The sequence below is a fragment of the Pseudomonas sp. LAMO17WK12:I5 genome, assembly GCF_900215165.1.
In the GTDB taxonomy this organism is placed as follows: Bacteria; Pseudomonadota; Gammaproteobacteria; order Pseudomonadales; family Pseudomonadaceae; genus Aquipseudomonas; species Aquipseudomonas putida_A.
Window position 1 is genome coordinate 188052 of the sequence record NZ_OBDS01000001.1, and the last position, 21199, is coordinate 209250.

Consider the following 21199-nt stretch of genomic DNA (forward strand, 5'->3'; position numbering starts at 1 on the left):
GGCAGACCGCTTTCGCGAGCAAGCCCGCTCCCACAGCTTGAATCAACGCCGTTTGCTGCCACCGAGCAACGACCCCATCAAGCCGCGCACCAGTTGTTTACCCAGATTATTGGCCGCCTGACGCATGGCTGACTTCAACGCCTGCCCCGCCGCCGTGCCCAGAAACTCTCCGGCACGATCAGCCAGGCTCGGCTCTTCGGCTGCCGGCTTACCCGCTGGCGCATCCGCCTCCGGCGCCAGATCCTTGCGGCCCATCAGGATTTCATATGCCGACTCACGATCAATCGGCTTGTCATAACGCCCCTTGAACGGCGACCCGGCGATCAGCATCGTGCGTTCGGTTTCGCTCAACGGCCCGATCCGCGACTGTGGCGGCGCCACCAGCACCCGCTGGACCATCTCCGGCGTGCCTTTTTCCTGCAGCGTCCCGACCAGTGCTTCACCGATGCCCAGCTCGGTCAGTACCGACAAGGTGTCGAACGCCGGATTTGGCCGGAAGCCATCAGCTACCGCTCGCAGGGATTTCTGTTCCTTCGCGGTGAACGCACGCAAGCCGTGCTGAATCCGCAGGCCAAGTTGCGCGAGCACGTCGTCCGGCAGGTCGCCCGGCGACTGGGTGACGAAATACACGCCGACACCTTTCGAGCGGATCAGCCGCACCACCTGTTCCAGACGCTCCTGCAACGCCTTGGGCGTATCGCCGAACAACAAATGCGCTTCATCGAAGAACAGCGCCAGCAGCGGTTTGTCGGCATCGCCGCGCTCCGGCAATTGCTCGAACAGCTCGGCCAGCAGCCACAGCAGGAACGTCGCGTAGACCTTCGGTGCCTCATGCACCAGACGGCTGGCATCGAGCAAATGAATCCGCCCACGACCATCGGCGGCCGGTTGCAGAATGTCTTCCAGTTGCAGCGCCGGTTCGCCGAACAACGCTTCAGCGCCCTGCTGCTCCAGAGTCGCCAGCCGACGCAACAGTGCCTGGCTGGAACCGGTGGTCATCAGCGCCGCGTCTTCGCCCAGCAGCTGCGGGTTGTCCTTGAGGTGATTGAGCAGCGCCTTGAGGTCTTTCAGGTCGAGCAGCAACAGGCCTTCGCGGTCCGCGACTTTAAACGCCGCGTACAGCGCCGACTGCTGGCTGTCGGTCAGTTCCAGCAGGCTGCCGATCAGCAACGGGCCCATTTCACTCAAGGTAGTGCGCAACGGATGACCGGATTCACCGTGAATGTCCCACAGCGTCACCGGATAAGCCTGCGGCTTGTGGTTGAGCCAGGGCATCCCGGCGATGCGCTCGGCGACCTTGCCCTGCGGATTGCCGGCGGCGCCCAGGCCGCACAGATCGCCCTTGATGTCGGCGGCGAACACCGCGACCCCGGCGTCACTGAATGCTTCGGCAAGGCGTTGCAAAGTCACGGTCTTGCCGGTCCCGGTCGCACCGGCGATCAGCCCGTGGCGGTTGGCCAGGCGCATGGCCTGAGCAATCGGTTGCCCCGCCAGATCGGCGCCGATAACGAGTTGCGATGTGTCAGGCATTTTGTCACCTATGGTTAATCTTTAATCCGCTGTGGCCGATAGATAAGGGCGAGAACCTGACTGAAAAGTCGGTCGGACATTTCCCTAAGGAGAGTCGGAAATATCAGTTTGTTTCACCCTTGCCCATTTTGCGCGTCTTTATAAAAGCACGCCCAGGACATTAAGACCTTAGCGGAACCCCAAGCCATGAACAAAAACCTGCGCTTCAGCCATAAAATTTTGCTTGCCGCCGCCCTCATCGTCATCGCCGCTTTCGCCTCGTTCACGCTGTACAACGACTGGCTGCAACGCAACGCGATCCGCGATGACCTGAACAACTATCTCAACGAGATGGGCGAAGTCACCGCCGACAACATCCAGACCTGGCTCAACGGGCGCATTCTGCTGGTCGAGAACGCCGCCCAGAACATCGCCATCAATCCGGACCCGGCCAACGTCGCCAGCCTGCTGGAACAGAAATCCCTGACCTCGACGTTCATGGCCACTTACCTGGGCGATGCCACCGGTCACTTCACCATCCGTCCGGACGTGAAGATGCCGGACGGTTTCGATCCTCGGGTGCGCCCTTGGTATAAAGGGGCCGAGAGCAGCAGCGCGTCGACCCTGACCGAACCGTACATCGACGCCGCCACCGGCCAGTTGATCATCTCCATCGCCACCGCCTCGAAAAAGGCCGGCCAGAGCGTTGGCGTGGTCGGCGGTGACCTGAGCCTGCAAACCCTGGTCGACACCCTCACCGCTCGGGACTTCTCCGGCATGGGCTATGCGTTCCTGGTCAGCGCCGACGGCAAGATCCTCGTGCACCCGGACAAGGCACTGGTGATGAAGTCGCTGAAAGAAGCCTATCCGCAGGACACCCCGCGCATCAGCAGCGATTTCAGTGAAATCACCGTCGATGGCAAGACGCGCATCGTCAGCTTCGCGCCGATCAAAGGCCTGCCGTCGGTCAACTGGTACATCGGGCTGTCGGTGGACAAGGACAAAGCCTTCTCGATGCTCAGTGAGTTCCGCACCTCGGCGGTGATTGCCACGGTGATTGCGGTGGTGATCATCATCGCGTTGCTGGGCATGCTGATTCGCCTGCTGATCCAGCCACTGCATGTCATGACCCGCGCCATGGAAGACATCGCCGACGGTGAAGGCGACCTGACCAAGCGCCTGACCATCGTCAATAACGATGAGTTTGGCGTGCTGGGTACCGCATTCAACCGTTTCGTCGAGCGTATTCACGGCTCGATCCGCGAAGTGTCGTCGGCCACCGGCCAGGTCAACGAGGTTGCGCTGCGCGTGGTCGCGGCGTCCAACTCGTCGATGTACAACTCCGACCAGCAGGCCTCGCGCACCAGCAGCGTCGCCGCCGCGATCAATCAACTGGGCGCCGCCGCCCAGGAAATCGCCCGCAACGCCGCGCAAGCCTCGAACCAGGCCAGTGATGCCCGCGGCCTCGCCGAAGACGGCCAGCAAGTGGTGGATCGCAGCATCAAGGCGATGAATCAACTGTCGAGCATGCTCAGCGCCTCCAGCAGCAACATCGAGTCGCTGAACAGCAAAACCGTGAACATCGGGCAGATTCTCGAAGTGATCACCAGCATCTCCCAGCAGACCAACCTGCTGGCGCTCAATGCCGCCATCGAAGCGGCGCGTGCCGGTGAGGCCGGACGCGGTTTTGCCGTGGTCGCCGACGAAGTGCGCAACCTGGCGCACCGCACTCAGGAATCGGCGCAGCAGGTGCAAACCATGATCGAGGAGCTGCAAGTCGGCGCCCGTGAATCGGTGAGCACCATGAGCGACAGCCAGCGCCACAGCCAGGACAGCGTGGAAATCGCCAACCTCGCCGGCGAACGCCTCAACAGCGTGACCCAGCGTATCGGCGAAATCGACGGGATGAACCAGTCGGTGGCGACCGCGACCGAGGAGCAGACGGCGGTGGTCGAGTCGATCAACGTCGACATCACCGAGATCAATACGCTGAACCAGGAAGGCGTCGAGAACCTGCAAGCGACCTTGCGCGCCTGTTCGGATCTGGAACAGCAGGCTGCGCGTCTGAAGCAGCTGGTCGGCAGTTTCAGGATTTAAAGCGCAGCCACTGGCCTCTTCGCGAGCAAGCCCGCTCCCACGTGGGATCTGTGTCGTTCACAGATCCCTGTGGGAGCGGGCTTGCTCGCGAAGGCGTCCTGTCAAACACCAAACACCTCCCTGACACTCCCACCGCGCAGATCGCCGACATCCCCCCCCTGTGCTCCCACATTGGATCTGTGTCGTTCACAGATCCCTGTGGGAGCGGGCTTGCTCGCGAAGGCGTCCTGACAAACACCGCAACACCTCCCTGACCCTCCCACCGCGCAATCCCGACCGAACATCTATTCTGGATAAAGGTCAACCAAGGGAGTGCAACGCAGCGGAGGGTTGATCACTGTGCATATCGCCGACATCACCATGTTCTACGCCCCGGCCAGCGGCGGCGTACGCACCTATCTGGATGCCAAGCATCGCCGGTTGGGGGGCAAAACGGGCATTCGTCATAGCCTGCTGATTCCCGGCGCGCATTTCGGTGAAAACGATGGTATCTACACCGTGCCCGCACCCGCCCTGCCCTTCGGCAAAGGCTATCGCTTCCCGCTGCGCCTCGCGCCATGGCGCAATGTCCTGCAGGGTTTGCAGCCGGATCTGATCGAAGTCGGCGACCCGTACCTCACCGCGTGGGCGGCGCTGGACGCGCGACGGCAACTGGACGTGCCGGTGATCGGCTTTTATCACTCGGACCTGCCGCTACTGGTCGGCAATCGCATGGGCCATTGGGTCACGCCGAACGTCGAGGCGTACGTCACCAAGCTCTATGGCAACTTCGATCGAGTGCTGGCGCCCAGCCAGGTGATGGCCGACAAGCTCACCGGTTTGGGGGTGCGCAATGTATTCGTGCAGCCATTGGGCGTGGATCTGCAAACCTTTCACCCTGACGCCCGCGACAACGGCCTGCGCGCCGAACTGGGAATTGCCGAAGACACTCGTCTGCTGATCTTTGCCGGGCGCGGTTCCAAAGAGAAGAACCTGCCAGTACTGCTCAAATGCATGCAGCGCCTCGGCCCACGCTATCACCTGCTGCTGGTTGGCTCGTCGATGCCGGCCGTGGTTCCGGACAATGTCAGCGTGATCGACGGGTTCTGTCCCGCCGCCACCGTGGCCCGGTTGATGGCCAGCGCCGATGCCCTGCTGCATGCCGGTGACCAGGAAACCTTTGGCCTGGTGATCCTTGAAGCCATGGCCTGCGGGATTCCGGTGGTCGCGGTGGCGGCCGGGGCGTTTGACGAGATCGTCGCCGACGACTGCGGCTTGCTCTGTGCGCCGAACAACCCACAAGCCATGGCCAATGCCGTGCGCGAGCTGTTCAGTCGCGGCTGCGTGAAACTCGGCCAACAGGCGCGGCAACACGTTGAACGGCGTTATTCCTGGGACAGCGTGGTCGACAGCCTGCTCGGCCATTACCACGCGGTGCTCGGTCCCTCTCTGCCCAGGGTGGCCAATGGCTGATTCCTTGAATGACCGCGCAGTGCTGCTGGTGCTGCACGACGTGGCACCGTCGACCTGGGCGGATTATCGACCATTTGTCGAGGCGGTCGATGCAATGGGCGGCGTGCCGATGACCTGGCTGGTCGTTCCGGATTTCCATGGCCACGACGCGCTTGAGGATCATCCCGCGTTTTGCCGAATGCTCGGCGAGCGGCTGGCCCGTGGCGATGAACTGGCCTTGCACGGTTTTTTCCATGACGACCGCGAGCCGGCTCCGACCACGCCGCGCGACTGGTTCATGCGCCGAATCTACACCCACGAAGGGGAGTTTTATCGCCTGTCCCGCGAAGCCGCCCTGGCGCGACTGCGCGACGGCATCGAACTGTTCCGGCGCAATGACTGGCCGTTGCACGGCTTCATCGCCCCGGCATGGCTGATGAGCGAGGGCACGCGCCAGGCCCTTCGCGAAACGCCATTGAGCTACACCAGCGACCCGCAACATCTTTATCAACTGCCGGATTTCACCGCCGTCAACGCCCCGGGCCTGGTCTGGAGTGCGCGCAGTGCCTGGCGCCGGGGCCTGTCAAAAATCGTCAGCGAGCAACGCGAACAGCAGTGGCGCGACGCCGCGGTGATTCGTCTAGGCTTGCACCCGGTAGACATGCGCCACGCCTTCGCGCGTGATTACTGGCTGCAAACCCTTGAACGGCTGCTGGCAGAAGGACGCACGCCCATGAACAAAATCGACTGGCTCACCCGGCAACGCGGGCGAATGGAGCGCGCTGCATGAGTCGCGGCATTGTGTTGTTGATCGGCCTGCTCGCTGCTGTACTGATCCCGGTGTTGCTCGGCGGCGGCGAGATCGGTGCGCGCCTGCAAAATTTCCCCCTGCACTGGCTGCTGATCATGTTCGGCATGATTCTGCTCTGCTGGGGCATCAACACCCTGCGTCTGCGCCTGCTGCTGGGTGATCAGCGCGATCAGGTAACGCCGCTGAAAAGTCTCGGCGTGGTCATGGCCGCCGAGTTCGCCTACTGCGCCACTCCCGGCGGCAGTGGCGGACCGCTGACGATCATGGCGTTGCTGGCGCGCTGCGGCGTACGCCCGGCCCGTGGCAGCGCAGTGTTTGCCATGGATCAGTTGAGCGATCTGCTGTTCTTTCTCTGCGCCCTGAGCGGCATCCTGATTTACGCGTTGTTTCAGCATCTCAGTGACCGCCTGGAGTGGTTGCTGATGGTCAGCGCCGTGTCACTGTTCGGTGGGCTGTTCAGTTGCGTGCTGCTGGCGCGCTACCACCGCCGCCTGATCCTTCTGAGCGGACGCCTGCTTGCCCGCCTCAACGTGCAACCGGCCACGCGTCGGCGCTGGGCGCGCAAGCTGCTGCATTTTCTCGACGCGTTTATCGACACCCTCAAGTTGCCGTGGCAAACCCTGGTCAAGGTGTTCGCCCTGACCTGCATGCACTGGCTGCTACGCTACAGCGTGTTGTATCTGGCCCTGCGCGGACTGGGCGCGGATCTGCAGTGGGCCTGGAGTTTTCTGGTGCAGATGCTATCGCTGGGGGCTGGTCAAATGAGCCTGTTGCCCGGTGGTGCGGGCGCCGCAGAGCTGACCTCGGCGGCGCTGCTGGCGCCGATGGTCGGCAAATCCACTGCGGCGGCAGCGATTCTGATCTGGCGGGTGGTGACGTTCTATTTCTATCTGGTGGTGGGCGGCCCGGTGTTTCTATTGATGCTCGGGCGGCCGCTGCTCAAGAAGCTGTTGAAGATCAGGCAGGCTTCTCAGGTTCGTCCGCCTGCTCCTTGAGCTGCTCCCACAGCTCGGCGGCGCCGGGAAACTCGGTGCCGTCCTCCGGGCTCAGGTCATCCGGGTCGTAGCGGCTCAAACAGCCCTCCCCCAGGGTGGCAGGCGCTTTCGAAGTGGCTTTGTCCAATGGGTCGCTCACGGGCAGTTCCTCAAGGGCTGAAACGAAAAAAGGGCCTGGGACGATTGAACGCCCAGGCCCTTCTTTATTCAAGTACGCGCAGGTTCGATCAGAACACCACGGTCTTGTTGCCGTGCACCAGCACACGGTCTTCGAGGTGATAACGCAAGCCTCGGGCCAACACCATCTTCTCGACGTCACGGCCGAAACGCACCATGTCTTCGATACTGTCGCTGTGGCTGACACGCACCACGTCCTGCTCGATGATCGGGCCGGCGTCCAGCTCTTCGGTGACATAGTGGCAGGTCGCGCCGATCAGCTTCACGCCGCGCAGCGACGCCTGATGGTACGGCTTGGCGCCGACGAACGACGGCAGGAAGCTGTGGTGAATGTTGATCACCTTGTGCGCGTATTCGCGGCACAGGGCCGGCGGCAGGATCTGCATGTAGCGCGCCAGCACCACCACTTCGGCATCGTGCTGTTTGACCAGACGCGAGACTTCGGCGAACGCCGGCTCCTTGTCCTGCGGATTGACCGGGACATGGTAATAAGGAATGCCGTGCCACTCGACCATGCTGCGCAGGTCATTGTGGTTGGAAATCACGCAGGAGATTTCGCAATCGAGCTCGTCGCTGTGCCAGCGGTGCAGCAAGTCGGCCAGGCAGTGGGATTCGCGGCTGGCCATCAGCACCACGCGTTTCTTCTGCTCGGTGTCGGTGATGCGCCAGTCCATCGAGAACTCTTCGGCGATCGGCGCAAACTTCTCGCGCAGCACTTCAATACCGAACGGCAGCGAATCGGCGCGGATCTCGTGACGCATGAAGAACCAGCCGTTCTGATTATCCGAGTGGTGGCTCGCTTCGGTGATCCAGCCGTTGTGGGATGCCAGAAAGTTACTGACTTTGGCAACGATGCCAACGCGGTCAGGGCAGGAAATCACCAACCGAAAGGTGCGCATGGGGGGAAAACTCCAGAACTTCGCAAAGGCGGCCATTCTAGCGACTGTGCGCGGAAACTGCAGTATTGATGACCACATGTCCGCAGGCAGGCCCGATTAGCGACGCCTGACGCCACGCGCGGCGAAACGATAGTCCTGCAGTGAAGCTGTTCGGCCAGATAATTGTGAATATTCGTGATGACTGCATCACATTATTTAAATGACCATTCAATTTACCGGTTATTCCTTGCAACTAATTCAAATAAAAAAACCGGTTAAATGTTTACTTGATGAAACAGCCTGACTATTATTGCGGCACTGTCCCCTGCCATTCAACACATCTGCATAAGGTAGTTACCATGTCCTTGATCAACGAATATCGCGCCACCGAAGAAGCAATCAAAGAGCTGCAAGCGCGTTTGAAGAACCTGTCGCAAGACGACAAACTGCAAGCCGAGCTGGAATTCGAAGGCAAACTGCGCACCCTGATGGGCGAATACTCCAAGTCCCTGCGCGACATCATCGCCCTGCTGGATCCGGAATCGAAAACCAAAGGCACCCGTGGCGCCGCAGTAAAAACTACCGGCACCAAGCGCGCGCGCAAAGTTAAACAATACAAAAACCCGCATAACGGCGAAGTCATCGAAACCAAAGGTGGCAACCACAAGACTCTGAAAGAGTGGAAAGCCAAGTGGGGCGGTGACGTGGTTGAAGGCTGGGCTACCCTGCTGGGCTAAGCCGCAACGCCTGTCGCAGACTGATTCTGCGGCCCATGAAAAACGCCAGCATACGCTGGCGTTTTTTTATGCCCGGCATTTCATGGGCACACTATGTTCGATTTCAAAGATTCAAACGTTTGCGCAATGCCTGGACATAATTCTGCCACTCATTGAGCACTTGATTCTGTATCGGCGCAGCACTAAGCGCCCATTGCTGCGCGGCCTCGGCAAAAGATTGCAGGGTATTAGGCGCGCCCATTTGCGGCTCGGACAAACGCTGCTGACAGAATATTCTCCAGCGTTCTTGCTCCTCGAAATTCAACGTGTCGGGAAAGTTGCGTGCGCGATATCGAAAGAGTAATTCCGGCAGACGTTCATCATCGAACGGCCAGTGCTCTTGCGCTAATTGCGCCGGATCCGCCGTTCTCACTTGCTCGCATAGACGCCGATCGCGATCACCGATAAATCCATCGTACAACTGCTGTTCCGGATCTTCGCTGGGCGTGAAGTCTTCGCTGGCGTAAATCGCCGCGACTTTATCTTTCCAAACTTGTTGTGCGTCACTTAGCCGCAGTGCACGTGCCTGATACAGCGCCATGTCCAAGCCCAGACGCTGCTGATCGTCGGCACGCAACACCGACAACGGCGCCACCACCGGGCAGCGATTGATGTGAATCAGTTTCAGCGGCACCGGCAGTTCACCCTCGGCGAGGTCGTCGCGGCGGGTGTACAGGCGCCGGCGCAGGGTTTCGGCGTCCAGGTCCAGCAAGCTTTGCGGATCAAGGTGCAGGTCACAGACGATCAGCGCATTGCGATTACGCGGATGCCAGGCCAATGGCAGCACCACACCGACATAGTGCCGCGCCGCCGAGAAGCGTCCGGAGATATGCACCAGCGGTTGCAGCAGGCGAATCTGATCCATGACCTTCTGTTTGCTGCGCAGTTGAAACAGCCAGTCATACAACTTCGGCTGTTTCTCGCGGATCAACCGCGCCAGCGCAATGGTGGCGCGCACGTCCGAGAGCGCTTCGTGCGCATGCCCATGGTCGATGTGGTTGGCCGCCGTCAGGCGTTCGAGCTTGAGGGTGACCTTGCCTTCGTCGTCGGTCGGCCAGACCAGGCCATCCGGGCGCAACGCATACGCGGCGCGCACCACATCGATCAGGTCCCAGCGACTGTTGCCGCCCTGCCACTCGCGGGCATACGGGTCGAAGAAGTTGCGGTACAGGCTGTAGCGGGTCATCTCGTCGTCGAAACGCAAGGTGTTGTAACCCGCACCGCAAGTGCCGGGCGCCGCCAGTTGCGCATGTACGCGGGTCATGAAGTCGGCTTCGCTCAAACCCTGTTCGGCGAGACAGCTCGGGGTGATCCCGGTAATGGCGCACGCCGCCGGGTGCGGCAGGATGTCTTCGCTGGGCTGGCAGTAGAGGTTGACCGGTTCGTCGATTTCATTGAGGTCATGGTCGGTGCGAATCCCGGCGACCTGCAGCGGACGGTCGTTGCGCGGATTGATGCCGGTGGTCTCGTAGTCGTACCAGAAGATTGAAGTCACGGGCGGTTCCTGAACTGAAGATCGGCAAAGTCTAGGCGTTGAACCGCGGTCGCGGCCAGCGCTGTGTCATTCAACCAGCGTGCGCCACACGCGGTGCAATACATAGTTATGTCGTTTTCCCCCAAGAGGCTGCTAGCATCGGACGGACTTCGCATCCCGATCCGGCCCCATCAGGTAGCCCATGCTCGAGAACACAGCACTGCCACGGAAAGCACCGCTGAACCCGCCACTCGATACCCGCTATCAAGTGGAAACCCCGGAGGGCATCGACCTGCCGCTGCGCCCGGCCGGTCTGATGGTGCGCAGCCTCGCTTTCGGCATCGACCTGGGCATTCGCGGGGCCATCCTCGGCGTGCTGTTTCTGCTGCTGGCGTTTCTCGGCCAGCTCGGCATGGGCCTGGGTTCGCTGCTGCTGTTTGCCGTCAGCTGGTGGTACATGGTGCTGTTCGAAGTGTTGCGTCAGGGCCGTTCGCCGGGCAAGCAATGGATGGGCCTGCGGGTGATCCACGATGACGGCACACCGATCGGCTGGTCGGCCTCGCTGCTGCGTAACCTGCTGCGTTTTGTCGATCTGCTGCCGTTCGGCTATTTCCTCGGCGCCATCAGTTGCCTGCAACACCCGACCTTCAAACGCCTGGGCGACATCGCAGCCGGCACGCTGGTGGTCTACAGCGAACGCGCCCTGCTCCGCCCGCAGTTACCTGACGCCCAGCCACGCAGCTCGCCCGTGCCGCTCAACCTCGGCGAACAACGCGCCTTGCTCGCCTTCGCCGAACGTCAGGCTGAACTGTCGCCGGCGCGGGTCAATGAGCTGGCCGCGCTGCTCGCCCAACCGCTGCACATCTCGGCGCCCAAAGCGGTCAGCGAACTCAATGGCATCGCCCGCGGCTTGTTGGGTCCGACATGAAGCAGAGTCTTTTCGAAGCTCGTCACAAGGCCGAATGGGAGCGCTTCACCCTGGCCCTCGAACGCCTCGAACATGGCAAGGACACCTCGCAGGCAGCCAGTTTCCCCAAGGCTTATCGACGCCTCTGCCAGCATCTGGCGCTGGCACAGGCGCGTGGCTACAGCAGTTTTCTGATCGACTCGCTGCAACAACTGGTGTTGCGCGGCCACCAGCAGCTGTATCGGCACCGCAGTCGATTCGGCGCCAACCTCCTGGGTTTCATCCTCGCTGACTTTCCTCGACTGGTGCGTGCCGAATGGCCGTTTGTGCTGGCCGCTGGTCTGGTGTTTTTCGGCAGCCTGATCGGCTTTGCCTTGCTGGTGTATGCCTTTCCCGAACTGATCTACAACCTGATCCCCGCCGAACAGGTGCGCGACATGCAGAGCATGTACGACCCGGTGGCCGGGCACCTCGGGCGCTCGGCCGAACGGGCGGCCAGCGAAGACTGGGTGATGTTCGGCTATTACGTGATGCACAACATTGGCATCGCCTTTCAGACTTTCGCCAGCGGTTTGCTGCTGGGCGTCGGTAGCGCGTTCTTCCTGTTCTATAACGGCTTGATCATCGGCGCGGTGGCCGGGCACCTGACCGAAATCGGTTTTGGCCAGACGTTCTGGTCGTTCGTGATCGGCCACGGCGCCTTCGAGCTGAGCGCCATTGCCCTGGCGGGCGCGGCGGGGCTAAAGCTCGGCTGGGCAGTGATTGCACCGGGGCGGCTGACCCGTGGTGAAGCGCTGGTGCGGGCGGCGCGCAAAAGCGTGCTGCTGGTGTGTGGGGTCATGCTGTTCCTGCTGATCGCAGCATTCATCGAAGCGTATTGGTCGTCGAAGACCGGGGTCACACCGCCGATCAAATATGCGGTCGGTGCCGCATTGTGGCTCGCAGTAGCGGCCTATCTGCTGTTCGCCGGAAGGACACGCCATGCGCCTGAGTGATGCCACCGTGGCGATCCGTCCGCGCAGCACCTGGGAAGCCATGGACCTTGGCGTGCTCATGAGCCAGCAGCATCGACGCCTGCTGATGACTAGTTGGGCCATCGTCACCCTGCCGCTGTTCGCGGTGCTGACGTTGTTGCTATGGGATTCGCCGTCGCTGGCGGTATTCATTTTCTGGTGGCTGAAACCGGCGTACGAACGCCTGCCGCTGTACATCCTGTCCAAAGCCCTGTTCGGCGAAACACCGACACTGAAACAGGCCCTGCGCGAATTTCCACGGTTGCTCAAGCCGCAACTGCTGGCCAGCCTGACCTGGCGCCGGTTGAGCCTGAGTCGCAGCTTCTTGCTGCCGGTGGTGCAACTCGAAGGTCTCGACGGCACGGCCCGTCAGCAACGCTTGCAGGTGTTGCTGCAACGCAATGCCGGCGGCGCGCAATGGCTGACGATCATCGGCATGCATCTGGAGACCGCACTGTGGATCGGCCTGATGGTGCTGTTCTACATGTTGCTGCCACAACAGATTGAAACCGACTGGGACTGGCAATCACTGATCCTCGATGCCGATCACCACTGGCGTTGGCTGGAGCACCTGACCAACGCCTTCTACGCGCTGGTGCTGGTGGTCTGGGAACCGATTTATGTCGCCTGCGGTTTCAGCCTGTATCTGAACCGGCGCACCGCACTGGAAGCGTGGGACATCGAGTTGGTGTTCCGCCGTTTGCGCCAACGCCTGAACAGCAGCGCTCTGGGTTTGCTGTTGGCGGTCTGTCTTTTGCTGCCGGCGGTGCCACCCGTATGGGCTGCAGCCGATCCCGCCAGCGCACCGGAGGCACCCCGCCTGTTGCACCAACCGCTGACCAGTCAGGCTGCGCACGACAGCATCAAGGCGCTGCTCGAACAACCACCGTTCAAGAACAAGGAAAGCGTGACCCGCTATCGCTTTGGCGACGATCCGGCAGCCCCGGCCGAAGCCAAACCCGGTGAGGCGCCGCAATGGCTGAAAACCCTGCTCGGCTGGCTGGACAGTCAGCGCTTCAATGCGCTGGCCGGCCTGATTGAAGTGTTGCTGTGGGGAGCGTTGATCGCCGCTGTGGGCTGGCTGATCTGGCGCTATCGCGAGTTCCTGCGCACCTTCGTCAGCCGTCGGCCGAAGCTGCCCGCCCGCATCAGGCCACCTGCACCGCAGCAAGCGTTTGGCCTGGACCTGACCCCGCAATCCTTGCCCGACGACATCGCCGCCAGTGCCGAACAACTCTGGCAGACCCAGCCGCGCGCGGCGCTGGGCTTGCTCTATAGCGGGTTGCTCAGCCGTTTGCTGCACGATTTTGCCCTGACCTTGAAACCTGCCGACACCGAGCATCAGGTGCTGCTGCGGGTCGAGCAATTGCAGCGCCCTGAACTGCTGGCGTTCAGTCGCAGCCTGACACAGCACTGGCAGAACATGGCCTACGGGCACCGCGTGCCGGCGGCACATCTGCAACAGGAACTGTGTGACGGCTGGCGTGCCCTGTTCGGCTCGGGAGCGCGCGCTTGAACCGGCGCAGCGCGTGGCTGCTCGGCGGGCTGATCATCGCCCTGCTCGCGGCGTTGAGCGTTTATCTGTACCTCAAGGCCCGGCCCTATCAGGAAGTGATCGATCACGGCCCCTCGCCCCAGGCGCAGGCCAATCCTTATCTGGCGGCAGAACTGTTTTTGCGCGAGCGCGGCCTCAACGTCAGCCACGCCGAAACGCTGGCGGTGCTGCCCGACATCGATCCGCGTCGGCACACCCTGCTGTTGTTCGGCGAACGTTCGCGCATGACCCCGCGGCAGGTCGATCAGGTGTTGAACTGGGCCCGCGCCGGTGGGCGCCTGGTGTTCGTGGCCGAAGCGCTGTGGGACAAGCAGGCCAGACAAAGCGATGATCTGTTGCTGGATCGGGTGCAGTTGCACCAGTCCCTGAGCAAGGACCTCAAGGAGCCGCCGGCGGAGCTGGCGGATGATCCGTACCCGAATCTGACCAAGCTCTACCTGGAAGACGAGGACGCTCCCGCGTACGCCGGTTTCGACACCGCGTTCCATCTGGACGATCCGAACAATCTCGCCCAGGCCTGGGCCAACAGCGCCACGGCCACGCACATGATGCAAGTGCCGTACGGCCTCGGTTCGATCACCGTGGTCACCGATGCCGAACTGTGGAAAACCCCGGCCATCAGCAAGCACGACAACGCCTGGCTGCTCTGGTACCTGAGCGCCGACACCGACGTCACGCTGATTTTCAACACGGCGCACGATGGTCTGCTGACCTTGCTCTGGCGTTACTTCCCGCAAGCCATCGTCGCCCTGCTGGCGCTGATCGGCCTCGGCCTGTGGCACGTTGCTGCGCGCCATGGACCACTGCAGGCACCCGCCCCGAGTGGCCGCCGGCAGTTGCAGGAACACCTGCGCGCCAGTGCCGACTTCATCCTGCGCCAAAACGGTCAGCACACGCTGTTGCAAGCTTTGCAACAGGACGTGCTGCGCCGCGCCCGCCGCCGCTATCCCGGCTTCGACCAATTGAACGTGGCCGAGCAATGGCTGGTGCTGTCGCGCCTGACCCGCCAGCCGACCCGCGCCATCAGTCAGGCCCTCAGCCCGGTGCCGAAACAGCGCATGAGCAGCGCCGATTTCAGTCGCCAGGTGGCCCACCTGCAAACCTTGAGGAACACGCTATGAGTGAACAGATCGAGCCCGGTAGCGCCAGCCACACCGCCCAGCAACGCCAGCGTGCCAGCCAGTTGGCGCAAGCGCTGCGCGGAGAATTGCAGAAGGCCCTGATCGGCCAGAACAGCGTGATCGACGATGTGCTGACCGCGCTGATCGCCGGCGGTCACGTGCTGCTTGAGGGTGTTCCGGGGCTGGGCAAGACCTTGCTGGTGCGGGCGCTGGCGCGCTGCTTCGGCGGCGAGTTCGCGCGCATCCAGTTCACCCCGGACCTGATGCCCAGCGACGTCACCGGCCACGCGGTGTACGACCTGCACACCGAGCAGTTCAAGCTGCGCAAGGGGCCGCTGTTCACCAACCTGCTGCTGGCCGACGAGATCAACCGCGCACCGGCGAAAACCCAGGCGGCGTTGCTCGAAGCGATGCAGGAGCGCCAGGTCACCCTCGAAGGTCGGGCGCTGCCGATCGCCCAGCCGTTCATGGTGCTCGCCACCCAGAATCCGATCGAGCAGGAAGGCACTTATCCACTGCCGGAGGCCGAACTTGACCGCTTCATGCTCAAAGTGCGCATGGACTACCCGGAGGCCGAGCAAGAGCTGAACATGGTGCGTCAGGTCAGCCGCTCGACCCGCGCCGACATGCTCGACGTGCAGCCGTTGCGTACGGTCCTGCAAGCCAAGGACGTGCAGGCCTTGCAACGCATCGCCAGTGACCTGCCGATCGACGATCAGGTGCTCGATTACGCCGTGCGGCTGGCGCGCAGCACCCGCTCCTGGCCCGGCCTGACCCTCGGCGCCGGGCCGCGAGCCTCGATTGCGCTGGTGCGATGCGCCCGCGCCCGCGCGTTGCTGCGCGGCGGCGAGTTCGTGATTCCCGATGACATCAAGGGTTGCGCGCTCTCGGTGCTGCGCCATCGGGTGCGAGTGGCGCCGGAGCTGGACATCGAAGGTCTGCAGGTCGATCAGGTGCTGCAACAATTGCTCGACCAAGTGCCGGCGCCGCGCTTGTGAAACCGTCACGCCTGCTGCTGATCTGGCTCGCGATTCTGCTGGCCGTCGGCACGCTGCTGGGCACGCTGCAAGCCCTCGACATCGCCGTGCCCGCCACGCTGTTGTCGATCAACTGGGGCTTGCTCCTGGCCCTGCTGGTGCTGGCGATCATCGATGCGCTGCGCCTGAACAACCTGCCCTCGCCGCGCATCCAGCGGCAGATGCCCGGCAGCCTGGCACTCGGCCGTTGGAGCGAGGTGCGGCTGCAGCTCAGCCATGACTTCATCGCGCCGGTCGCGGTGGAGCTTTTCGACCACGTGCCACAGGGCCTGAGCTTCGAAAACCTGCCGCTGGCGATTGAACTGCAACCCGGGCAATTCAGCGCGGTCGGCTATCGCCTGCGCCCGCTCAAGCGCGGGCACTTCAGCTTCGAGCATTGCGAAATCAACCTGCCCAGCCCGTTCGGTCTGTGGACAGGCAAACGCCTGCTCGCCGTGAGCGGCGAGATCCGCGTCTACCCGGACTTCGCAAAGCTCTACGGTGGGCAGTTGCTGGCGGTGGACAACTGGCTCAGCCAGCTCGGCGTGCGCCAGCGCCAGCGTCGCGGGCAGGGTCAGGAGTTTCATCAGTTGCGCGAATTTCGCGAAGGCGACAGCCTGCGCCAGATCGACTGGAAAGCCACCGCCCGCCAGCGCACGCCGATTGCCCGCGAGTATGAAGACGAGCGTGATCAACAGATCATGTTCATGCTCGATTGCGGGCGGCAAATGCGCAGCCAGGATGGCGAGCTGTCGCATTTCGACCATGCGCTGAATGCGTGTCTGCTGCTGAGCCATGTCGCGCTGCGTCAGGGCGATGCGGTGGGATTGAGTACATTTGCAGACGATCAACCGCGATATCTAGCTCCGGTAAAAGGCAGCGGGCAACTCAACGTCCTGCTCAACACGGTCTACGATCTGGCGAGTAGCCAACGTCCGGCAGACTATCAGGCAGCCATTCGGCAACTACTAACACGTCAGAAACGACGGGCACTGGTCATCCTTATGACCAACCTGCAGGATGAGGACCATGGCGAACTGACCAACGCAGTCCAACACCTGAGCCGCCAGCATCAAGTGTTAGTGGTCAGCCTGCGCGAAGAAACGCTCGACCAAATGCGCCAAGACTCGGTACAAACCCTTCCTGAAGCATTGGCCTATTGCGGCGCAGTGGATTACCTAAACGCTAGGGCCGAACTGAATGAGCGCCTGATGGCTCATGGCACACCTGTGCTGGATGTCCCTACCAGTAAGCTAAACACTGAACTAGTGTCAATTTACTTAAGCTGGAAGAAAGCTGGAGCCCTATAGACATTGTAGATTTCACGCCGGCGGGGTGTTTCAAATTGGCAAGCGGGTGTAGATTTCTTAATAAGAAATACCGCTGCTAAAAGGGCTTTTCCATTGATCGGTATCTCACTCCACTTATTTAAAGGAGTGCCAGTCCGCTCCTTGAGGCGGCCCATCCCGCGCTATCGGATTGCCCGCTAAATTTTCCCATGCAGCCATGCTCGAAGCCTCTCGAACGGAGTCGAAGAATGCCCACTAAATATTCATTATCTGATGTGTTGGAAAGGATTTATCAGAATCAGCTTGGGCTGGAGGCAGCCCTAATGGAGCTAACACTCCAGGTCGAAGAGAGGGGGTTTACCGAGATCGGAGAAAACGTCCGCTCTGCGCTTTTTGTCATTGGAGAAAATGCCGGCTATATCAAGCAGGGCTTGGCGAAACTCAGAGCAAAGGAAACGGACTAGGCCTCAAAAACTCAATGAATTTTGTCGACCGCTTTGGTGTTATCCACAGGGTGATTATCGAAGCGATTTGACGATTCAAAAACCTTCCAACACCCCACCTAAAATCCCCCCGTCTCATATCGAAATGAAACAGATTGATGCGTTCGGGTACACATATCCGTCATCCGAATGAAGTCTTTCCCCAAACCTAGGAATTTAGGCTACACGACGTGGCGCCTTTGCCTACGAACACACCAGAATGCTCTGTCTTGTACGCATTGGTGAGGCTCCGTAACTTGATCTTGGCCGCTGAATCAGCGGTCGAAATTAATTGTCCGGGGCAATGTCGAGGCAGTAGCTTCAGTCAGGCTAGTAACATTTTAGCTGTTAGCAGGACGTCTCTAGGTGAGCCGAACAGCTCACCTCCCCCCGGCCGAATAACCTCTTCATAGCAGTTTCCGTTCACGTTCACCCGAACTGGAAGCCAAGCAAAAAGGATATAAAGCCATGAACAGTGCAACATCAAATCCTCCAGAATCTGACGCGACTTCCAGCTGTCTCCCCCCTGATTCAGAGAGGTTTCAGGAAGCCGCAGAACGCGCCCTCGACCACTACCTCAAACCAAAATCGCCCTCACGCAATTCCGTGGATCGCGGCATGCAGATGTTCGTTGTCGCCCCCGACCTCAACCCCGAAGCCATCGCCATCCAGACCTACGAAACCTTCTCGTCGGTGAGCATTCTGCTGCTGGATCTGGCGGACAGCCTGGAAGACAAACCACGGCATCTGGCGATGGCGATCTATCAGTTGAGCGAGATGGGTTTGTTGCTGGCGGAGAAGACACTGGACAGTGAGCGGGCGATTGCCTTGAAGGCTTGAAGATCAAAAGATCGCCGCCTGCGGCAGCTCCTGCAGGAAAATTGCATTTCCACTGTAGGAGCTGCCGCAGGCGGCGATCTTTGGTTTTGGCTGTATCAGGCAGACGCCGGCAGGGGCTGAAAACTGAAGTACTGCTTCAACGCCTGCACCAGTTGCGCATATTCCGGCGGCGGGCGTTGCAGGCTGAAGCCGGCGTCGTAGTGCATCGGGGTCGCGTCTTCATGGCACCACAGGCAGCACGCCGTCAGGTCGATGACCTGCTGGCAGCCATCGCCGAGCGGAATTTTGAGACGCAGACTGAAATCGACACCGGTCATCATCGGTAACTGGCTGATGAGCATCAGCCCGTCTTCGGACACATTGCCCAGAAAACCGATGGGTTTGTCGGTGACGCTGTTGAACACCCTGAGGAAGTACGGCAACTGGTGCCGTTCGATTCGTCGGTCGGTAAACATGCGAGGTACGCCACGCAAGGCCCCATCACAGAGCCGCACCTTTGCTTCGGAACACGCCTGTGTCACAGACACGCTCTCCCCGCTTCCGGTGGCATGGTCGCCAATACGCCATCGCCTCAACATCGACCAGTCGCAGGTGTTGCCCCATGTTTAGAGGCCAGACTCTAAACCGGATCACTGGACTATAGCTCAACCTGTACAGTCAGCCAGCGTTTGTATGACATCCGGCATCAGAAGCGTTGCGCACTCGGCACCGCCGCCGCACTGCGAGTCGGGTAATGTCCCAGGCTCTGCAGGGTTTCCAGGCGGGCGCGGGCGCGGAAGGCGTATTCGCTGTTGGGGTACGAGGCGATGATGAACTGGTAGGTCTGCGCAGCGTCGATGTACATTTTTTGCCGTTCCAGGCACTGGCCGCGCATCATCGACACTTCCGGCCACACATACGGACGGGCCCGGCTGGCGCGTTCGACCTTGGACAGTTCGAGCATCACCTGCTCGCAATTGCCCCGGTCGTAGGCGCTGTAGGCGTTGTTCAAATGATGGTTCATCGACCAACGGGTGCAGCCCGTGACGGCGAGGACGCTGAGGGCAAGGGCGGCAATGGGCAACAATCGCATGGGGAGGTTCTCCTGTCTTGAGCTCTGTATCGACCCCTGGTCGTAAATCTTCAGGCGCGTTTGTCCCAAAGTTGCCACGTTCAATAAAGAAAACAATAAGTAGTGCAAACGAACAATGACTACACCCCAAGAGCATAGTAGCCTCTGCTAGCGCTTGAACTCAGGAGTCTTTGCATGTCCGTCCGTCGTACCAAAATCGTCGCTACCCTTGGCCCGGCCAGTAACTCGCCGGAAGTTCTCGAACAGCTGATTCTGGCTGGTCTGGACGTTGCCCGTCTGAACTTCTCCCACGGCACCCCCGACGAGCACAAGGCTCGCGCGAAGCTGGTGCGTGACCTGGCGGCCAAGCACGGCCGTTTCGTCGCCCTGCTGGGTGACCTGCAAGGCCCGAAAATCCGTATCGCCAAATTCGCCAACAAGCGCATCGAGCTGAAGATCGGTGACAAGTTCACCTTCTCCACCAGCCATCCGCTGACCGAAGGCAACCAGCAAGTGGTCGGCATCGACTACCCGGATCTGGTGAAAGACTGCGGCGTGGGCGACGAGCTGCTGCTCGACGACGGCCGCGTAGTGATGCGCGTCGAAACCGCCACTGCTACCGAGCTGCACTGCGTGGTGACCATCGGCGGCCCGCTGTCCGACCACAAAGGCATCAACCGTCGCGGTGGCGGCCTGACCGCACCAGCTCTGACCGAAAAAGACAAGGCCGACATCAAGCTCGCCGCCGAAATGGAAGTCGACTACCTCGCCGTGTCCTTCCCGCGTGACGCGGCTGACATGAACTACGCCCGTCAACTGCGCGACGAAGCCGGCGGCACTGCCTGGCTGGTGGCGAAAATCGAACGCGCCGAAGCCGTGGCCGACGACGAAACCCTCGACGGTCTGATCAAGGCTTCCGACGCAGTGATGGTTGCCCGTGGCGACCTCGGTGTGGAAATCGGCGACGCCGAGCTGGTGGGCATTCAGAAGAAGATCATTCTGCACGCACGCCGCCACAACAAGGCGGTGATAGTCGCGACCCAGATGATGGAGTCGATGATCCAGAACCCGATGCCAACCCGCGCCGAAGTGTCCGACGTGGCCAACGCCGTGCTCGACTACACCGACGCCGTGATGCTCTCGGCCGAATCCGCTGCCGGTCTGTACCCGCTGGAAGCCGTGCAGGCGATGGCGCGCATCTGCGTCGGCGCTGAAAAGCACCCGACCAGCAAGACGTCCAGCCACCGTATCGGCAAGGAATTCGAGCGTTGCGACGAAAGCATCGCCCTGGCGACCATGTACACCGCCAACCACTTCCCGGGCGTGAAAGCGATCATCGCCCTGACCGAAAGCGGTTACACCCCGCTGATCATGTCGCGCATCCGCTCCTCGGTGCCGATCTACGCGTTCACCCCGCACCGCGAAGCCCAGGCTCGCGCAGCGATGTTCCGTGGCGTGTACACCGTGCCGTTCGACCCGGCCTCGCTGGCCCCGAACGAAGTCAGCCAGAAGGCGATCGACGAACTGGTCAAGCGTGGCGTTGTGGAAAAAGGCGACTGGGTCATCCTGACCAAGGGCGACAGCTACCACACCACCGGTGGCACCAACGGCATGAAGATCCTGCACGTGGGTGACCCGCAGGTCTGAGTGATTCGCTGAAAAAACAAAGCCCCGGCATGTGAGTGCCGGGGCTTTTTGTATTCTGATCCTGAAGATGTGTTGGCTGATCCAATGCTATCGCGAGCAGGCTCACTCCTACATTTGAAGTGCGTTCCCC

The 21199-nt window shown here is 61.2% G+C and carries 20 protein-coding genes and 1 pseudogene; 15 read left to right on the forward strand and 6 right to left on the reverse strand.

All coding sequences use genetic code 11. From position 1 onward, the window contains the following. Positions 1–42 precede the first annotated feature (42 nt). Positions 43–1530 carry a helicase HerA-like domain-containing protein gene (locus tag CRO59_RS00915; protein WP_097085966.1) on the reverse strand — a complete coding sequence of 496 codons (1488 nt, stop codon included), beginning with the start codon at positions 1528–1530 and terminating at the stop codon, positions 43–45. Positions 1531–1716: 186 nt separating this feature from the next. On the opposite strand from CRO59_RS00915, the pseudogene CRO59_RS29150 reads away from it, so the two are divergent. The 5 genes and pseudogenes from CRO59_RS29150 to CRO59_RS00935 form a co-directional block, all read left to right on the forward strand. Then, positions 1717–2748, forward strand: a pseudogene (locus tag CRO59_RS29150) (cache domain-containing protein); the annotation flags it as partial. Positions 2749–2841: 93 nt separating this feature from the next. Beyond that, positions 2842–3606, forward strand: a complete 765-nt coding sequence (locus tag CRO59_RS29155; protein WP_371917795.1) for a methyl-accepting chemotaxis protein — start codon at positions 2842–2844, stop codon at positions 3604–3606. A gap of 360 nt (positions 3607–3966) precedes the next feature. Continuing rightward, a complete protein-coding gene (locus tag CRO59_RS00925; RefSeq protein WP_177408930.1) occupies positions 3967–5058 on the forward strand; it encodes a glycosyltransferase family 1 protein in 1092 nt (363 codons plus the stop codon). Further along, the gene (locus CRO59_RS00930) at positions 5051–5827 is read left to right on the forward strand and encodes a DUF2334 domain-containing protein (protein WP_097085970.1); all 777 of its coding nucleotides are present in this window, start codon (positions 5051–5053) and stop codon (positions 5825–5827) included. Before CRO59_RS00925 ends, CRO59_RS00930 begins: the two co-directional genes overlap by 8 nt. After that, positions 5824–6843: a lysylphosphatidylglycerol synthase transmembrane domain-containing protein gene (locus CRO59_RS00935; protein WP_027612516.1), complete on the forward strand. Its 1020-nt coding sequence runs from the start codon at positions 5824–5826 to the stop codon at positions 6841–6843. The genes CRO59_RS00930 and CRO59_RS00935 overlap by 4 nt, the downstream gene beginning before the upstream one ends. Here the strand turns inward: CRO59_RS00935 and CRO59_RS28705 are convergent. Further along, the gene (locus CRO59_RS28705) at positions 6806–6982 is read right to left on the reverse strand and encodes a hypothetical protein (protein WP_167797083.1); all 177 of its coding nucleotides are present in this window, start codon (positions 6980–6982) and stop codon (positions 6806–6808) included. The two genes, CRO59_RS00935 and CRO59_RS28705, sit on opposite strands and share 38 nt — an antisense overlap. Before the next feature lie 88 nt (positions 6983–7070). Further along, positions 7071–7919, reverse strand: coding sequence for a formyltetrahydrofolate deformylase (gene purU / locus CRO59_RS00940; protein ID WP_003227580.1), 849 nt, complete (start codon positions 7917–7919; stop codon positions 7071–7073). A gap of 338 nt (positions 7920–8257) precedes the next feature. Between purU and mvaT the strand changes: the two genes are divergently transcribed. After that, positions 8258–8635, forward strand: a complete 378-nt coding sequence (mvaT, locus tag CRO59_RS00945) for a histone-like nucleoid-structuring protein MvaT (protein WP_003227581.1) — start codon at positions 8258–8260, stop codon at positions 8633–8635. 103 nt (positions 8636–8738) lie between these two features. On the opposite strand, the gene sbcB is transcribed toward mvaT, so the two are convergent. After that, positions 8739–10169, reverse strand: coding sequence for an exodeoxyribonuclease I (gene sbcB / locus CRO59_RS00950; RefSeq protein ID WP_097085972.1), 1431 nt, complete (start codon positions 10167–10169; stop codon positions 8739–8741). Positions 10170–10350: 181 nt separating this feature from the next. On the opposite strand from sbcB, the gene CRO59_RS00955 reads away from it, so the two are divergent. The 8 genes from CRO59_RS00955 (at position 10351) to CRO59_RS00990 (ending at position 18371) form a co-directional block, all read left to right on the forward strand. Then, positions 10351–11076: an RDD family protein gene (locus CRO59_RS00955; protein ID WP_097085974.1), complete on the forward strand. Its 726-nt coding sequence runs from the start codon at positions 10351–10353 to the stop codon at positions 11074–11076. Continuing rightward, the gene (locus CRO59_RS00960) at positions 11073–12050 is read left to right on the forward strand and encodes a stage II sporulation protein M (RefSeq protein ID WP_027612513.1); all 978 of its coding nucleotides are present in this window, start codon (positions 11073–11075) and stop codon (positions 12048–12050) included. Before CRO59_RS00955 ends, CRO59_RS00960 begins: the two co-directional genes overlap by 4 nt. Next, on the forward strand, positions 12037–13584 hold the full coding sequence (locus CRO59_RS28710) for a DUF4129 domain-containing protein (RefSeq protein ID WP_097085976.1): 1548 nt from the start codon (positions 12037–12039) through the stop codon (positions 13582–13584). Before CRO59_RS00960 ends, CRO59_RS28710 begins: the two co-directional genes overlap by 14 nt. Next, a complete protein-coding gene (locus CRO59_RS00970) occupies positions 13581–14744 on the forward strand; it encodes a DUF4350 domain-containing protein (RefSeq protein WP_097085978.1) in 1164 nt (387 codons plus the stop codon). Before CRO59_RS28710 ends, CRO59_RS00970 begins: the two co-directional genes overlap by 4 nt. Further along, entirely contained in the window at positions 14741–15742 is a 1002-nt protein-coding gene (locus CRO59_RS00975) for a MoxR family ATPase (RefSeq protein WP_097085980.1), read from the forward strand. Before CRO59_RS00970 ends, CRO59_RS00975 begins: the two co-directional genes overlap by 4 nt. Next, positions 15739–17070: a DUF58 domain-containing protein gene (locus CRO59_RS00980; RefSeq protein WP_097085982.1), complete on the forward strand. Its 1332-nt coding sequence runs from the start codon at positions 15739–15741 to the stop codon at positions 17068–17070. The genes CRO59_RS00975 and CRO59_RS00980 overlap by 4 nt, the downstream gene beginning before the upstream one ends. Positions 17071–17297: 227 nt before the next feature. After that, a complete protein-coding gene (locus tag CRO59_RS00985) occupies positions 17298–17513 on the forward strand; it encodes a hypothetical protein (RefSeq protein WP_007965898.1) in 216 nt (71 codons plus the stop codon). A 486-nt stretch (positions 17514–17999) separates the two neighbouring features. Continuing rightward, positions 18000–18371 carry a DUF6124 family protein gene (locus CRO59_RS00990; RefSeq protein WP_007965896.1) on the forward strand — a complete coding sequence of 124 codons (372 nt, stop codon included), beginning with the start codon at positions 18000–18002 and terminating at the stop codon, positions 18369–18371. A 95-nt stretch (positions 18372–18466) separates the two neighbouring features. On the opposite strand, the gene CRO59_RS00995 is transcribed toward CRO59_RS00990, so the two are convergent. Together CRO59_RS00995 and CRO59_RS01000 are read right to left on the reverse strand one after the other, a co-directional pair. Next, complete coding sequence (locus tag CRO59_RS00995) at positions 18467–18826, reverse strand: PilZ domain-containing protein (RefSeq protein ID WP_027612508.1); 360 nt, start codon at positions 18824–18826, stop codon at positions 18467–18469. A 230-nt stretch (positions 18827–19056) separates the two neighbouring features. Continuing rightward, complete coding sequence (locus CRO59_RS01000) at positions 19057–19443, reverse strand: tol-pal system YbgF family protein (RefSeq protein ID WP_007965893.1); 387 nt, start codon at positions 19441–19443, stop codon at positions 19057–19059. A gap of 174 nt (positions 19444–19617) precedes the next feature. Between CRO59_RS01000 and pyk the strand changes: the two genes are divergently transcribed. Next, on the forward strand, positions 19618–21069 hold the full coding sequence (pyk, locus tag CRO59_RS01005; RefSeq protein ID WP_003227610.1) for a pyruvate kinase: 1452 nt from the start codon (positions 19618–19620) through the stop codon (positions 21067–21069). Positions 21070–21199 lie beyond the last annotated feature (130 nt).

Coding starts and splice junctions, on each gene's coding strand:
- CRO59_RS00930 (WP_097085970.1), top strand. CDS start 5,051: ATGGCTGATTCCTTGAATGACCGCGCAGTGCTGCTGGTGCTGCACGAC.
- CRO59_RS00985 (WP_007965898.1), top strand. CDS start 17,298: ATGCCCACTAAATATTCATTATCTGATGTGTTGGAAAGGATTTATCAG.
- pyk (WP_003227610.1), top strand. CDS start 19,618: ATGTCCGTCCGTCGTACCAAAATCGTCGCTACCCTTGGCCCGGCCAGT.
- CRO59_RS28710 (WP_097085976.1), top strand. CDS start 12,037: ATGCGCCTGAGTGATGCCACCGTGGCGATCCGTCCGCGCAGCACCTGG.
- CRO59_RS00990 (WP_007965896.1), top strand. CDS start 18,000: ATGAACAGTGCAACATCAAATCCTCCAGAATCTGACGCGACTTCCAGC.
- CRO59_RS00935 (WP_027612516.1), top strand. CDS start 5,824: ATGAGTCGCGGCATTGTGTTGTTGATCGGCCTGCTCGCTGCTGTACTG.
- CRO59_RS00955 (WP_097085974.1), top strand. CDS start 10,351: ATGCTCGAGAACACAGCACTGCCACGGAAAGCACCGCTGAACCCGCCA.
- CRO59_RS00925 (WP_177408930.1), top strand. CDS start 3,967: ATGTTCTACGCCCCGGCCAGCGGCGGCGTACGCACCTATCTGGATGCC.
- purU (WP_003227580.1), bottom strand. CDS start 7,919: ATGCGCACCTTTCGGTTGGTGATTTCCTGCCCTGACCGCGTTGGCATC.
- CRO59_RS01000 (WP_007965893.1), bottom strand. CDS start 19,443: ATGCGATTGTTGCCCATTGCCGCCCTTGCCCTCAGCGTCCTCGCCGTC.
- CRO59_RS00915 (WP_097085966.1), bottom strand. CDS start 1,530: ATGCCTGACACATCGCAACTCGTTATCGGCGCCGATCTGGCGGGGCAA.
- mvaT (WP_003227581.1), top strand. CDS start 8,258: ATGTCCTTGATCAACGAATATCGCGCCACCGAAGAAGCAATCAAAGAG.
- CRO59_RS00975 (WP_097085980.1), top strand. CDS start 14,741: ATGAGTGAACAGATCGAGCCCGGTAGCGCCAGCCACACCGCCCAGCAA.
- CRO59_RS00960 (WP_027612513.1), top strand. CDS start 11,073: ATGAAGCAGAGTCTTTTCGAAGCTCGTCACAAGGCCGAATGGGAGCGC.
- CRO59_RS00995 (WP_027612508.1), bottom strand. CDS start 18,826: ATGTTTACCGACCGACGAATCGAACGGCACCAGTTGCCGTACTTCCTC.
- CRO59_RS29155 (WP_371917795.1), top strand. CDS start 2,842: ATGTACAACTCCGACCAGCAGGCCTCGCGCACCAGCAGCGTCGCCGCC.